We start from the raw sequence: 14227 nt of genomic DNA on the forward strand, positions 1-14227 counted from the left end.
TGACCATAGCGCGGCGGGAGAGGGCTCAGCGGGAGCGGGCCGAGCGGGACACGCCGAAGCGCGCGGCCAGTTCGTCGCGTTGGTCACGTACGAAGGCCGCGTCCACGACCGACCCGTGGCCGGGGACGTACCGCGCGTCCTCGCCGCCGAGGGCGAGCAGCCGGTCGAGCGCGGCGGGCCAGTGGTCGGGGATCGCGTCGGGCCCGGCCTGGGGCGGGCCCGACTCCTCCACCAGATCGCCGCAGAAGACCACCTCCGGCCGCCCAGGGACCAGGACGGCCAGGTCGTGGGCGGTGTGCCCGGGACCCACGTTCGCCAGCAGCACGGACCGGCAGCCCAGGTCCACGGTGATCTCCCCGGAGACCGCGTGATGGGGCGGTACGAGGTGATCGGCGGCCTCGGTGGCGGCACCGGGGGCCACTCCGTGCCGTACCGCGTCCTCGCGCAGCGCCTCCCGGTCGCGGCGCAGCGGACCGTCCAGACCGGTGGCCCCGTACACCTCGCAGCCCGCGAAGGCGGCCGTGCCGAGGACATGGTCGAAGTGCGGATGGGTGAGCGCGATCCTGGTCGGCCTGCGGCCGGTCAGCCGGGTGATCTCGGCCCGCAGCGCCGCGCCCTCGCGCAGCGTCGAGCCGGTGTCCACCACGAGGACGTCCTTCCGGCCGACGATCACGCCGACCGTGCAGTCCCAGTCCGGCAGCCGCCGCCGGGCGACATCGGGCGCGAGCTCTTCCCACCCGGCCTCTTCCCAACACGTCTTCATACCGAGACGCTAGCTCCAACAGCGATAGCGTGACGTGTGGCCGGGGCACCGGCGGGGGGCGGCTCTTGCCGTGGCCACCGCACCCCGCCGTACACTGGCTGAGGGGTTCTGGCACTCGTGACCGTTGAGTGCCAGAGGGACGACCTGATGACACGGCTGGACTGGAGGTGCGCGGGGTGCTCAGCGAACGCAGACTCGAAGTGCTGCGTGCCATTGTCCAGGACTACGTGGGCACCGAGGAGCCGGTCGGCTCCAAGGCCCTCACCGAGCGGCACCAGCTGGGCGTCTCCCCGGCCACGGTGCGCAACGACATGGCCGCGCTGGAGGACGAGGGCTTCATCGCCCAGCCGCACACCAGCGCCGGGCGCATTCCCACGGACAAGGGCTACCGGCTCTTCGTGGACCGGCTGGCCGGAGTGAAGCCGCTGTCCGCCCCGGAGCGGCGGGCCATTCAGAACTTCCTGGACAGCGCCGTCGACCTCGACGACGTGGTGGGGCGCACCGTCCGGCTGCTGGCGCAGCTGACCCGGCAGGTCGCGGTGGTGCAGTATCCGTCGCTGACGCGTTCGACGGTGCGACATGTGGAGCTGCTGCCGCTGGCCACGGCCCGGGTGATGCTGGTGCTGATCACCGACACCGGGCGGGTCGAGCAGCGCATGGTGGACTGCCCGGCTCCGATCAGCGACGACTCGCTGGCGGATCTGCGGGCCCGGCTCAACAGCCGGGTCGTGGGGCGGCGGTTCGCGGATGTGCCGCAATTGGTGCAGGATCTTCCGGAGTCCTTCGAACAGGAGGACCGGGGGACGGTCTCCACCGTGTTGGCGACCCTGCTCGAAACGCTCGTCGAGGAGACCGAAGAGCGGCTGATGATCGGCGGCACCGCGAACCTCACGCGTTTCGGGCATGATTTTCCCCTGATGATCCGGCCCGTTCTGGAGGCACTTGAGGAGCAGGTCGTCCTCCTCAAGCTGCTCGGCGAGGCCAAAGACTCGGGTATGACCGTGCGTATCGGGCATGAGAATGCTCACGAGGGCCTGAATTCCACCTCGGTCGTCGCGGTCGGCTACGGTTCGGGCGACGAAGCCGTCGCCAAACTCGGCGTGGTCGGACCGACCCGCATGGACTACCCCGGAACGATGGGAGCGGTACGCGCAGTGGCACGTTACGTCGGACAGATCCTGGCGGAGTCGTAAGTGGCGACGGACTACTACGCAGTCCTGGGCGTGCAGCGCGATGCCTCGCAGGACGAGATCAAGAAGGCATTCCGCCGGCTGGCACGCGAGCTGCACCCGGACGTGAACCCGGATCCGAAGACCCAGGAGCGGTTCAAGGAGATCAACGCCGCCTACGAGGTGCTGTCGGACCCGCAGAAGAAGCAGGTCTACGACCTGGGCGGGGACCCGTCGGGCTCGGCCGCCGGCGGCGGCGCCGGTGGCTTCGGCGCGGGCTTCGGCAACTTCTCCGACATCATGGACGCGTTCTTCGGCACCGCCTCGCAGCGCGGCCCGCGGTCCAGGACCCGGCGCGGCCAGGACGCCATGATCCGCCTCGACGTGGAGCTGAACGAGGCCGCGTTCGGCACCACCAAGGACATCCAGGTCGACACCGCGGTGGTGTGCACCACGTGCAGCGGTGAGGGCGCGGCGCCTGGCACCTCGGCGCAGACATGTGACATGTGCCGCGGCCGCGGTGAGGTCTCGCAGGTGACTCGGTCCTTCCTCGGCCAGGTCATGACCTCGCGGCCGTGCCCGCAGTGCCAGGGCTTCGGCACCGTGGTGCCGACCCCGTGCCCGGAGTGCGCGGGCGACGGGCGGATCCGCTCGCGGCGCACGCTGACCGTGAAGATCCCGGCCGGTGTGGACAACGGCACCCGCATCCAGCTCGCGGGCGAGGGCGAGGTCGGCCCGGGCGGCGGCCCGGCGGGCGACCTGTACGTGGAGATCCACGAGGTGCCGCACCCGGTCTTCCAGCGGCGCGGCGACGACATGCACTGCACGGTGACGATCCCGATGACCGCGGCGGCGCTCGGCACCAAGGTGCCGCTGGAGACGCTGGATGGCCTGGAGGAGATCGACATCCGGCCCGGCACCCAGTCCGGCCAGTCGGTCCCGCTGCACCAGCGCGGCGTCACCCATCTGCGCGGCGGCGGCCGCGGCGATCTGATCGTGCACGTCGAGGTGACGACCCCGACCAAACTCGACCCGGAGCAGGAGGAGCTGCTGCGGCGGCTGTCCAAGCTGCGCGGCGAGGAGCGCCCGACCGGGGAATTCAAGCCGGGGCAGCAGGGGCTGTTCTCGCGCCTGAAGGACGCGTTCAACGGACGGTAGGCGCCGGGCCGGGGGTCCGGCCCGCGGCGGAGCCGCTATTGTCCGCAGCGCCCCCGGGGGATGGAGCAAGCCGGGGCAGCAGGGGCTGTTCTCGCGCCTGAAGGACGCGTTCAACGGACGGTAGGCGCCCGTGAAGGACGCGTTCAACGGGCGCTGGGCGCCGCCGGTGAACGCGTTCGACGGACGCTGATCCGGTGACGGAGCGCCGTGGAGGGCATGGCACCATGTGGCCATGTCCTCCGCGCTGACCGATCTCGCCCGGTACCCGATCGTGCAGGCTCCGATGGCGGGCGGGGCCTCCTGCCCGCAGCTCGCCGCCGCCGTCTCCGAGGCCGGGGGCCTCGGCTTCCTCGCCGCCGGTTACAAGACGCCGGAGGCGATGTACGAGGAGATCAAGCAGCTGCGGGGGCTGACCGGCCGCCCCTTCGGCGTCAATCTGTTCATGCCGCAGGCGCCCAGCGACCCGGCAGCCGTCGCGATCTACGCCGACCGCGTCGCGGGCGAGGCGGTCCGCTACCAGACCGCGCTCGGGGACCCCGAGTCCGGCTCCGACGACGCGTACGACGCCAAGCTGGCGATCCTGCTGAACGACCCGGTCCCGGTGGTCTCGTTCACCTTCGGCTGCCCCACCCGCGCCGTGCTGGACGCGTTCGCCCGGGTGGGCACCCGGACCGTCGTCACCGTGACCTCGCCGGTGGAGGCGGAGACCGCCCAGTGGGCGGGCGCCGACGCCGTCTGCGTGCAGGGCGTGGAGGCCGGCGGCCACCAGGGCGGCTTCCGCAACGACCCGGCCGACGACGCCCCCGGCGCCGTGTTCGGGCTGCTGTCGCTGGTCGCGCTGGTGCGCGAGAGCGTGCAGGTCCCGATCATCGCGGCGGGCGGGCTGATGCGCGGCTCGCAGATCGCCGCCGTGCTGGCCGCTGGCGCGTCCGCGGGGCAGCTGGGCACCGCGTTCCTGGTGTGCCCCGAGTCGGGGGCGAACGCCCTGCACAAGGCGGCCATGACCGATCCGCTGTTCGGCCGGACCGAGCTGACCCGGGCGTTCTCCGGCCGCCCGGCGCGCGGCCTGGTCAACCGGTTCATCCGCGACCACGGCCCGTACGCCCCGGCCGCCTACCCCCAGCTGCACCACCTCACCTCCGGGCTGCGCAAGGCGGCGGCCAAGGAGGGCGACCCGCAGGCCATGGCGCTGTGGGCGGGCCAGGGGCACCGGATGGCGCGCGAACTGCCCGCCGCGCAGCTGGTGGAGACCCTGGCCATGGAGCTGGACCCGACGGGCGCCGTGTACGGGCTCCAGGCGCCGCGCGGCGTGGTGTCGTGACCGCTCCGGTGTTCGTGGCCGACTCCCTCGCGGGAGCGGCCGTGGGGGCCCGTATCGGGCTGGAGGGCCCCGAGGGGCGGCACGCGGTGTCGGTGAAGCGGCTGCGGGCCGGCGAGGCGGTGGTCCTCACGGACGGCGCCGGTACGGGCGTATCGGGCACCGTGGCGGCCGTCGAGGGCAAGGACCGGCTGCTGGTCGAGGTCGACGCCGTGCGCCATGAGGCGGCGCCGAGCCCGCGGATCACCGTCGTCCAGGCGCTGCCCAAGGGCGACCGCGGCGAGGTGGCCGTGGAGACGATGACCGAGACGGGCGTCGACGCGATCGTGCCGTGGACGGCGGCCCGCTGCATCACGCAGTGGAAGGGCGAGCGCGGGCAGAAGGCGCTCGGCAAGTGGCGGTCGACCGCGCGCGAGGCGGGCAAGCAGTCCCGTCGGCTGACCTTCCCCGACGTCGCGGACGCGATGACGACCAAGGAGGTTGCTCGACTTCTCGCCGATGCCGACCTCGCGGCCGTGCTCCACGAGGAGGGCAGCGACCCGCTGGCGACGGCTGAACTGCCCCACGGGGGCCATATCGTGCTCGTCGTGGGCCCCGAAGGGGGCGTATCGCCGGACGAGTTGACGGCCTTCGCCGCGGCGGGCGCACGCCCGTACCGGCTGGGCCCGAGCGTCCTGCGCACGTCCACGGCCGGAACGGCCGCCGCCGCGCTCCTCCTGGGCCGCACCGGCCGCTGGAGTTGAGGGAACCCGCGGGTGGCCGACGATGGTCTTCCGGTTCGCCGGGCGTGATGGGAACCTGTCCTCTATGGGGGTATTGAGCCATCATGTACGGCGCGGACGGCCGCTGCTGGCGGCCGTGGCCGCGGTCGCCGCGGCCGTCGCGGTGACGGGGTGTGAGCCCAGGGACGGCGGGATCACCGCGATCGCCGTCTCGATCACCACGGACAAGGTCGGCACCTCCGCCCTGGAGCGGGGCGGCGTCGGGGTGCGCTGGCTGACCTGCAACGCGGATCTGAAGCGCGGCCCCACGGCCGGAGCCTCGGCCTCGACGGCCGGGGACGCGGGCACGACGGACGCCTCCGTGAAGTGCCGCGGCAGGACCGAGGACGACAAGGCCATCGGCATCACCGGCAGGGTCACCTATGTGCGGGAGAACCACTGCGTGCGCGGCGATCTGACCGGCACCATCGCGGGGGCCAAGGTCTTCCGGGCCGACGTCATCGGCGAATGCGACGGCGGCGGCGACGACACCGGAAGCCCGGCGCCGACCCGCACCCACCCCTGGGACAAGCCCACCAAGGCCAGCCCCACCCACCCGTGGGACGAGAGGACCACCGCACCCGGGAAATAGGGGCCGCATAAGCTGTGGCCCATGCCGGACGAGTCACCGCTGATCCAGAGCCTGCGCGCGGCCGTCGCCGCCGCCCCGGACGATGTACCCCTCCGGCTGCACCTGGCCGGGCTGTTGCTGGAGGGCGGGTACGGACAGGACGCGATATCCCAGGTCGCGGCCGCCCTTCAGCGCGATCCCGGGAACGCCGAGGCGCAGGCCCTGATGGCCCGCGCCGTCACGGCCCCGGCCCCGCCCGCGGCGCCCACCGCGACTCCGCCCGCGGCGCCCACCGCGACTCCGCCCGCGCCGCCCACCGCGCCCCCGGCGGACCCGCGCGTGGCGCGCGGCGGTTCGTACGACTGGCGGCGGGCCGAGGGCGAGTTGGCGGACGTCGTACCGCCCCGCTTCGTCGAGAGCCCGGACGACCGCGACGCGCCCTCGGAGCCGCACAAGCCGCTGACGGCCGACGGCTCCGACGACCCCGGTGAGACCTCGGCGTGGGAGGTGGAGCGCACCGGGCTGCGGCTGGCCGACATCGGCGGCATGGACGAGGTCAAGGAACGCCTCGAAGCCGCGTTCCTCGCCCCCATGCGCAACCCCGAGCTGCGCAAGCTGTACGGCAAGAGCCTGCGCGGCGGGCTGCTGATGTACGGGCCGCCCGGCTGCGGCAAGACGTACATCGCGCGGGCCGTGGCCGGGGAGCTGGGCGCCCACTTCATGTCGGTGAGCATCAGCGACGTCCTCGACATGTGGATCGGGAACTCCGAGCGGAACATGCGCGAGCTGTTCCAGACCGCCCGCCGCAGCGCCCCCTGTGTGCTCTTCCTGGACGAGCTGGACGCCCTGGGGGCCAAGCGCAGCCAGCTGCGCCACAGCGGGCTGCGCACCACCGTCAATCAGCTGCTGGCCGAGCTGGACGGGGTCGACGCGGAGGCCAACGAGGGGCTGTTCGTGCTCGCCGCCACCAACCACCCCTGGGACGTGGACGGCGCGCTGCGCCGCCCCGGCCGCCTCGACCGCACCCTGCTGGTGCTGCCGCCCGACCAGCCGGCGCGCGAGGCGATCCTCAGGCACCACCTGGCGGACCGCCCGATCGCCGGCGTCGACGTGCGCAAACTGGCCAAGCGGACCGATGGATTCTCCGGCGCGGACCTCAAGTACCTGTGCGAGACGGCCGCCGAGCGCGCGCTGATGGACTCCGTACGGACCGGACAGGCCCGCATGATCGGCCAGGACGATCTGCTGGCCGCGCTGGGGCAGGCGCGGCCCTCGACCCGCCCGTGGTTCGACACCGCGCGCAATGTGGCCCAGTTCGCCAACGAGGGCGGCACCTACGACGATCTGCTGGCCTACCTCAAGCGCAAGCGGATGCTGTGAACGCCCCGAACGGGGGCGCGGACGGGCACGGAAACGGGGAAAGCGCATGAGCGAGACGGGCACCGAGCACCCGCTGACGGCCCAGGCGGCCGCGCTGATCGAACTCGAACGGTTCGACCAGGCGAAGGAGCTGCTGGCCCGCAGGCTGGCGAGCGATCCTGACGACGTCCTGGCCTGGCTGCGGATGGCCGTGTGCCACAACAGCACCAGGGACTTCGAGGACGCGCTGCACGCGTCCGATGAGGCGCTGCGCCGCGCCCCGGAGGACTTCAGCGCGCACCGCTTCCGTTCGTTCGCCCTGCGGCGCCTCGGCCGCTCGGACGAATCGGCCGCCGCCGCCCGTGAGGCCGTCCGCATCGCCCCGGACCACTGGATGGGCCATGTGGCGCTCTCCGAGGCGCTGACCTATCCGGCCGACCGCTGGCCCCAGTCGTACGAGGCGGCGGTGACCGCCGTGCGGCTCGGCCCGGAGGAGACCGCGACCCACCGCGCACTGTGGAAGGCGGCCCTTGCCCTCGGGCGGCACGACGTGTGCGAACAGGCCGTGCGCGAGGTGCTGCGCCTCGACCCCTCCAGCGCCTGGGCGCTGCACGAGCTGGCCACCCGCAAGGCGGCCTCGAAGGAGGCCAAGCTTCCGGAGGTCGCCGAGGGCTACGCGCAGGCGCTGGCCGCCGCTCCGAGCGACCAGGGGCTGCGCAAGGGGCTTGAGGGCACGCTGTTCAGGATGGTGCGCGGCACCCGCTGGCTCGCCCTGCTGTGCCTGCTGATCGCCGTGCTGACCGCCCGGGTCTTCCCCACCGGGGACGATCCGACCGGGCTGCCCGCGCCCCTCGGCACGAGGCTGTACGCGCTCCTCCTGATGGGCGTCGTCTGGGCCCTGGGCGCCTGGCGCGCGTACCGCAAGCTGCCGCAGGGTGCCAAGTTGGGCGTCTGGTCGCTGGTGCGGCGGGAGTTCTGGGTGAAGGTCTCGCTGTACGAGGCGGTGTGGTCCACGCTGTGCGCGGTGCTGATCGTGACCGTTCCGTGGACGGACCGGGTGTTCCTCCAGGTGATCACGCACGCGGGCTGGGTGCCGCCCTTGATCACCATCTGGTTCGAGCGGGCCGCCCTGAGGGAGGCCCGGTAGCATCCCGTCGGTAAGCGTTGATGATCCAGAAGTGCCGTTGTTCGAGAAGCGATCCAGTCGACGATCCGTGAGGAGCCACCGGTGGCGGGAGAACCGCAGGCCGACTGCCTGTTCTGCAAGATTGTCTCGGGAGAGGTACCGGCGACCGTCGTCCGCGAGACGGACACCACCGTCGCCTTCCGCGACATCAACCCCCAGGCCCCGACGCATGTCCTGGTGATCCCCAAGGTGCACTATCCGGACGCCGCGTCCCTGGCGGCCGCCGAGCCGCAGATCGCCGCGGACGTGCTGTGCGAGACGAGCGCGGTCGCCGCCGACGAGAAGATCGACGGCACGGGCTTCCGCGTGGTGTTCAACACGGGCTCGGGCGCCGGTCAGACCGTCTTCCACGCGCACGCCCACGTGCTCGGCGGCCGTGGCCTCAACTGGCCCCCCGGGTAGTCCCGTTGTCCGCACGCGAACTGGTCGTCCTCGGCACCGCCAGCCAGGTGCCCACCCGGCGCCGCAACCACAACGGCTATCTGCTGCGCTGGGACGGCGAGGGCGTGCTGTTCGACCCCGGCGAGGGAACGCAGCGGCAGATGCTGCGGGCCGGGGTCGCCGCCCATGACATCAACCGGATCTGCGTCACCCACTTCCATGGGGACCACTCGCTGGGTCTGGCCGGGGTCATCCAGCGGATCAACCTCGACCGGGTGCCGCACCAGGTGACCGCGCACTACCCGGCGAGCGGACAGCGCTTCTTCGACCGGCTGCGGTACGCCACCGCCTACCGCGAGACGGTCACGCTGACCGAGCGGCCCGTCAGCGGTGACGCCGAGGTGATCGCCCGTACCCCCGCGTACACCCTGGAGGCGGTCCGGCTCTCGCACCCCGTCGAGTCGTACGGCTACCGCCTCGTCGAGCCCGACGGCCGCCGGATACTGCCGGATCGGCTCGCCGCGCTCGGGGTGCGCGGCCCCGAGATCGGCCGTCTCCAGCGGGAGGGCGCGATCGAGCGGGACGGGCGCACGATCACGCTGGAGGAGGTCAGCGAGGCCCGGCGCGGTCAGCGGTTCGCGTTCGTCATGGACACCCGGCTGTGCGAGGGGGCGGAGCGGCTGGCGGAGGGCTGCGACCTGCTGGTGATCGAGTCGACGTTCCTTGACGAGGACGAGGCACTGGCCACCGAGCACGGCCATCTGACGGCCGGGCAGGCCGCCCGGGTCGCGGCCGGGGCGGGCGTACGCCACCTGGTGCTGACGCACTTCTCGCAGCGGTACGGCGACCCGGCCGAGTTCGAGCGCCAGGCGCGGGCGGCGGGCTTCGACGGGGAGCTGACCGTCGCCCAGGACCTGGTGAGCGTGGCCGTGCCGAAGCGGCGGTAGCGACTCCGTTCCCGCCGCGGGGCGGGTGCCATCGTGCACACTGGCCGCATCCGCCCCCGCGAGAGCAGCAGAGCAACAGGGCAACAGAGCGGCGACAGAACAGAACGGCAGCGACAGAACAGAACGGTCCGACCTGGGAGCACACGGTGACGACACACGACGGTGACCAGCCTTCGCCCTGCCGCCCCCTGCTCGATCCGCTGGCGGCCGTCCGCGGCCCCGGTGACCCGGTCTGTGACGTCTATCTCACGGGCACCGTCTTCCTCGACATCATCTTCACCGGACTGGACTCCGCGCCCGTCCGCGGCACCGAGTCCTGGGCGCGCGGCATGGGTTCCAGCCCCGGCGGCGTCGCCAACATGGCCACCGCGCTGGCCCGGCTGGGGCTGCGCACCTCGCTCGCCGCCGCCTTCGGCGACGACCACTACGGCGACTACTGCCGGGACGCGCTGGAGCGCGGCGAGGGCATCGATCTGGCGCTGTCCCGCACCATCCCCGGCTGGCACTCCCCGGTGACCGTCTCCATGGCGTACGAGGGGGAGCGCACGATGGTCAGCCACGGCCACGAGGCGCCGCCGCCGGAGGAACCCGCGCCCAGCTGCCCGCCCCCGGCCCGGGCCGCCATCGCGTCCCTCGTGCCCGGCCGCCGGGAGGAGTGGGTCGCCGAGGCCGCCCGGCGCGGCAGCCGGGTCTTCGCGGACGTCGGCTGGGACGACACCGGCCGCTGGGACCCGGCGGACCTCGCCGACCTGGAGCACTGCGAGGCGTTCCTGCCCAACGCGGCCGAGGCGATGTGCTACACCCGCACCGACTGCCCGCGGGCCGCGGCCCGGGCGCTCGCCGAGCGGGTGCCGCTCGCCGTGGTCACCCTGGGCTCGGAGGGGGCGTACGCGGTGGACGGCCGCACCGGCGAGACCGCCGAGGTGCCCGCGATCGCGGTGGAGGCCCTGGACCCGACCGGCGCGGGCGACGTGTTCGTCGCGGGCTTCGTCACCGGCACCCTGGCCGACTGGCCGCTCGCCGACCGGCTCGCGTTCGCCGGGCTGACCGCCGCGCTGTCCGTCCAGGAGTTCGGCGGTTCGCTCTCCGCGCCCGGCTGGTGCGAGATCGGCGCCTGGTGGCAGCACGCCCGCTCCTACGACGACCAGTCCCCGAGCGCGCTGCGCCGCTACGCCTTCCTCGACCGGCTGCTGCCCACCGCCGCCCGACCCGGCGTGCTGCGCCGGGCCGTGCCGACGATCGGTTTCCGCCGGGCGTGAACACCCGTGCCCGGTACCAGGGGCGGAGCGCCGGAGAGCCGGTGTGATGAAGGGTATGGAGTAAAAGCACTCGGGTCTTGTCGGTGGCCCGTCGTACCCTGGTATCTCAAGGTTGTCGAGCAGCGACCACCCTTGGCACAGGAGGTAGGAGCAGGCCACAGAGCCGAGCCCATGACGCAACCAACCACAGCTCCGCAGGCGCACGCGCAGTTCACGGTCCCGACCAAGCACCCGATGGTCATGGTCCTGGGGTCCGGGGATTCGCTGCTGCGCGTGATCGAAAAGGCGTTCCCGTCGACCGATATCCATGTCCGGGGCAATGAAGTCAGCGCGACCGGGGATCCTGAGGAAGTCGCCCTGGTCCAGCGTCTGTTCGATGAGATGATGCTGGTGCTCCGCACCGGTCAACCGATGACGGAGGACGCGGTGGAGCGCTCCATCTCCATGCTGCGCGCAGCCGAGAACGGCGAGGGTGAGGCGGCGGCCGAGACGCCCGCCGAGGTGCTCACTCAGAACATCCTCTCCAACCGCGGCCGCACCATCCGTCCCAAGACGCTGAACCAGAAGCGCTATGTCGACGCGATAGACAAGCACACGGTCGTCTTCGGTATCGGCCCCGCCGGTACGGGCAAGACCTATCTGGCCATGGCCAAGGCGGTTCAGGCCCTCCAGTCCAAGCAGGTCAACCGGATCATCCTGACCCGGCCGGCGGTCGAGGCGGGGGAGCGGCTCGGCTTCCTGCCCGGCACGCTCTACGAGAAGATCGACCCGTATCTGCGGCCCCTGTACGACGCGCTGCACGACATGCTCGACCCCGACTCCATCCCGCGCCTGATGGCCGCGGGCACGATCGAGGTCGCCCCGCTGGCGTACATGCGCGGCCGGACGCTGAACGACGCGTTCATCATCCTGGACGAGGCGCAGAACACGAACCCCGAGCAGATGAAGATGTTCCTCACCCGGCTCGGCTTCGACTCCAAGATCGTGATCACGGGCGACATCACCCAGGTCGACCTCCCGGGCGGGACCAAGAGCGGTCTGCGCCAGGTGCGGGACATCCTGGACGGCGTCGAGGACGTCCACTTCTCCATGCTCACCAGCAAGGACGTGGTCCGGCACAAGCTGGTCGGCCGTATCGTCGACGCGTACGAGCAGTACGACAGCCGCAACGGACAGTAACCGTCCCCCGAAGAGAACCCGAGAAAAGACGAACCACCCCATGGCGATCGACGTCAACAACGAATCCGGTACGGACATCGACGAGCGCGCGATCCTGGATGTCGCCCGTTACGCCCTGGCCCGGATGCGTATCCACCCGCTCTCCGAGCTGTCGCTGATCGTCGTCGACGGCGACGCCATGGAGCAGCTGCACATCCAGTGGATGGACCTGCCGGGGCCGACCGATGTCATGTCCTTCCCGATGGACGAGCTGCGGCCGCCCGCGAAGGATGACGAGGAGCCCCCGCAGGGCCTCCTCGGGGACATCGTGCTCTGCCCCGACGTGGCCAAGAAGCAGGGGGAGGAGGCGCCGACCGGGCACTCCATGGACGAGGAGCTCCAGCTGCTCACCGTCCACGGCGTCCTCCACCTCCTCGGCTACGATCACGAGGAGCCGGACGAGCGCGCCGAGATGTTCGGCCTCCAGGCGGCGATCATCGACGGCTGGCGGGCCGAGTACGGCCTGACCGGGCCCTCCCCGGCCCCCACCACCCGATGAACGGGCAGCTCCTCACGGCGGCCGTCCTGCTGGTGGTGGTCGCCTGGCTGGCGGCCTGCGCCGAGGCGGGCCTCGCCCGCACCACCCGGTTCCGCGCCGAGGAGGCCGTGCGGAACGGGCGGCGGGGCAGCGCCAAGCTGATGCTGGTCGCCGAGGACCCGACCCGCTACCTCAACGTGGCGCTGCTGGTGCGCGTCGCGTGCGAGGTGGCGGCGGGCGCCGTCGTCACCTACGGCTGTCTGCACGCCTTCCCGGAGACATGGAAGGCGCTGACCGTCGCGATCGGCGTGATGGTCCTGGTGTCGTACGTGGCCGTCGGCGTCTCGCCGCGCACCATCGGCGCGCAGCATCCGCTCAACACCGCGACCGTCGCCGCCTATGTGCTGCTTCCGCTGGCCCGGATCATGGGCCCCATCCCGCCGCTGCTGATCCTCCTCGGTAACGCGCTCACCCCCGGAAAGGGCTTCCGGAAGGGCCCGTTCGCCTCCGAGGCCGAGCTGCGCGCGCTGGTCGACCTCGCCGAGCAGGAGTCGCTGATCGAGGACGACGAGCGGCGCATGGTGCACTCCGTCTTCGAACTGGGCGACACCCTGGTGCGCGAGGTGATGGTGCCGCGCACCGATCTGGTGGCCATCGAGCGCTTCAAGACCATCCGGCAGGCGCTCACCCTCGCCCTGCGGTCCGGCTTCTCCCGCATCCCGGTGACCGGGGAGAACGAGGACGACATCGTCGGGATCGTCTATCTGAAGGACCTGGTCCGCAAGACGCACATCAACCGGGAGTCCGAGTCCGAGCTGGTCTCCACCGCCATGCGGCCCGCCGCCTTCGTCCCCGACACCAAGAACGCGGGCGATCTGCTGCGCGAGATGCAGCAGGCGCGCAACCATGTGGCCGTGGTGATCGACGAGTACGGCGGCACGGCCGGGATCGTCACCATCGAGGACATCCTCGAGGAGATCGTCGGCGAGATCACCGACGAGTACGACCGCGAACTGCCGCCCGTCGAGGACCTCGGCGACGGCACCCACCGGGTCACCGCCCGGCTCGGCCTCGGCGACCTGGGCGAGCTGTACGGCACGGCCCTGGAGGACGAGGACGTCGAGACGGTGGGCGGGCTGCTCGCCAAGTCGCTGGGCCGGGTGCCGATCGCGGGCGCCAAGGTCCAGGTCGACGTCCCCGAGGGCGGCACCGACCCGGCACTGAAGGCGCTGCGGCTGACCGCCGAATCCCCGGCGGGGCGGCGCAACCGCATCGTGACGGTGCTGGTGGAGCCGGTGCGGGAGACGGCGGCGGCCGAGTCGTAGGGCGCGTAAGGCGGCCGCCGGAGGGACGTAGGGCGGCCGCCGGGGGCGCGGGCGGGAGAAGTGGTGGGGCCGTGGGGCGCCCCGTATCACGCCCGCGCGGGGAGGCGCACGGACGCGCGGGGTCGCGCTGCGCCATACGGATGCATTCGCCCTCTGCGGTCTGGCCCATCTGGCGTAGGCGACGGCTTACTTGCAGATACCGACCGGTGGGCCGCCCATACCCCTGGCGGGGGACGGTCGGCTTGTCGTTCCGACGTAGGCAGGTCGGCCGTATGGGCACCCCCACGCAGGGAAAAACGGTCTCCGCGGACTTCCAAGCGGAGACCCGGGCGGT

14 protein-coding genes are annotated in these 14227 nt (G+C 72.1%); 13 read left to right on the forward strand and 1 reads right to left on the reverse strand.

Annotated elements, in window-relative coordinates:
- Nucleotides 1-25: 25 nt before the first annotated feature.
- A complete protein-coding gene (locus ACH4TL_RS21270) occupies nucleotides 26-763 on the reverse strand; it encodes an MBL fold metallo-hydrolase (protein ID WP_398316497.1) in 738 nt (245 codons plus the stop codon).
- Between the two features lie 176 nt (nucleotides 764-939).
- On the opposite strand from ACH4TL_RS21270, the gene hrcA reads away from it, so the two are divergent.
- The 13 genes from hrcA (at nucleotide 940) to ACH4TL_RS21335 (ending at nucleotide 13893) form a co-directional block, all read left to right on the forward strand.
- The gene (gene hrcA / locus ACH4TL_RS21275) at nucleotides 940-1956 is read left to right on the forward strand and encodes a heat-inducible transcriptional repressor HrcA (RefSeq protein ID WP_398316495.1); all 1017 of its coding nucleotides are present in this window, start codon (nucleotides 940-942) and stop codon (nucleotides 1954-1956) included.
- Nucleotides 1957-3090, forward strand: coding sequence for a molecular chaperone DnaJ (gene dnaJ, locus ACH4TL_RS21280; protein WP_123106629.1), 1134 nt, complete (start codon nucleotides 1957-1959; stop codon nucleotides 3088-3090). It begins immediately after the preceding gene.
- Between the two features lie 232 nt (nucleotides 3091-3322).
- Nucleotides 3323-4411: a nitronate monooxygenase gene (locus tag ACH4TL_RS21285; RefSeq protein ID WP_398316493.1), complete on the forward strand. Its 1089-nt coding sequence runs from the start codon at nucleotides 3323-3325 to the stop codon at nucleotides 4409-4411.
- Nucleotides 4408-5151, forward strand: a complete 744-nt coding sequence (locus ACH4TL_RS21290) for a 16S rRNA (uracil(1498)-N(3))-methyltransferase (protein ID WP_398316491.1) — start codon at nucleotides 4408-4410, stop codon at nucleotides 5149-5151. Before ACH4TL_RS21285 ends, ACH4TL_RS21290 begins: the two co-directional genes overlap by 4 nt.
- Nucleotides 5152-5215: 64 nt before the next feature.
- Entirely contained in the window at nucleotides 5216-5761 is a 546-nt protein-coding gene (locus ACH4TL_RS21295; RefSeq protein WP_398316489.1) for a hypothetical protein, read from the forward strand.
- A gap of 21 nt (nucleotides 5762-5782) precedes the next feature.
- A complete protein-coding gene (locus ACH4TL_RS21300; RefSeq protein ID WP_398316487.1) occupies nucleotides 5783-7120 on the forward strand; it encodes an ATP-binding protein in 1338 nt (445 codons plus the stop codon).
- Between the two features lie 46 nt (nucleotides 7121-7166).
- Complete coding sequence (locus ACH4TL_RS21305) at nucleotides 7167-8246, forward strand: tetratricopeptide repeat protein (RefSeq protein ID WP_398316485.1); 1080 nt, start codon at nucleotides 7167-7169, stop codon at nucleotides 8244-8246.
- 81 nt (nucleotides 8247-8327) lie between these two features.
- Entirely contained in the window at nucleotides 8328-8687 is a 360-nt protein-coding gene (locus ACH4TL_RS21310) for a histidine triad nucleotide-binding protein (RefSeq protein ID WP_398316483.1), read from the forward strand.
- 5 nt (nucleotides 8688-8692) lie between these two features.
- Nucleotides 8693-9613, forward strand: a complete 921-nt coding sequence (locus ACH4TL_RS21315) for a ribonuclease Z (RefSeq protein ID WP_398316481.1) — start codon at nucleotides 8693-8695, stop codon at nucleotides 9611-9613.
- Nucleotides 9614-9759: 146 nt separating this feature from the next.
- Nucleotides 9760-10872 (forward strand): PfkB family carbohydrate kinase, encoded by a 1113-nt coding sequence (locus ACH4TL_RS21320; RefSeq protein WP_398316479.1) that lies wholly within the window; start codon nucleotides 9760-9762, stop codon nucleotides 10870-10872.
- A 171-nt stretch (nucleotides 10873-11043) separates the two neighbouring features.
- Complete coding sequence (locus tag ACH4TL_RS21325; RefSeq protein ID WP_398316477.1) at nucleotides 11044-12051, forward strand: PhoH family protein; 1008 nt, start codon at nucleotides 11044-11046, stop codon at nucleotides 12049-12051.
- A 40-nt stretch (nucleotides 12052-12091) separates the two neighbouring features.
- Nucleotides 12092-12589 carry an rRNA maturation RNase YbeY gene (gene ybeY / locus ACH4TL_RS21330; RefSeq protein ID WP_398316475.1) on the forward strand — a complete coding sequence of 166 codons (498 nt, stop codon included), beginning with the start codon at nucleotides 12092-12094 and terminating at the stop codon, nucleotides 12587-12589.
- Nucleotides 12586-13893: a hemolysin family protein gene (locus ACH4TL_RS21335; RefSeq protein WP_398316473.1), complete on the forward strand. Its 1308-nt coding sequence runs from the start codon at nucleotides 12586-12588 to the stop codon at nucleotides 13891-13893. Before ybeY ends, ACH4TL_RS21335 begins: the two co-directional genes overlap by 4 nt.
- Nucleotides 13894-14227 lie beyond the last annotated feature (334 nt).

The sequence above is a fragment of the Streptomyces sp. NPDC021115 genome (genome assembly GCF_044333065.1).
In the GTDB taxonomy this organism is placed as follows: domain Bacteria; phylum Actinomycetota; class Actinomycetes; order Streptomycetales; family Streptomycetaceae; genus Streptomyces.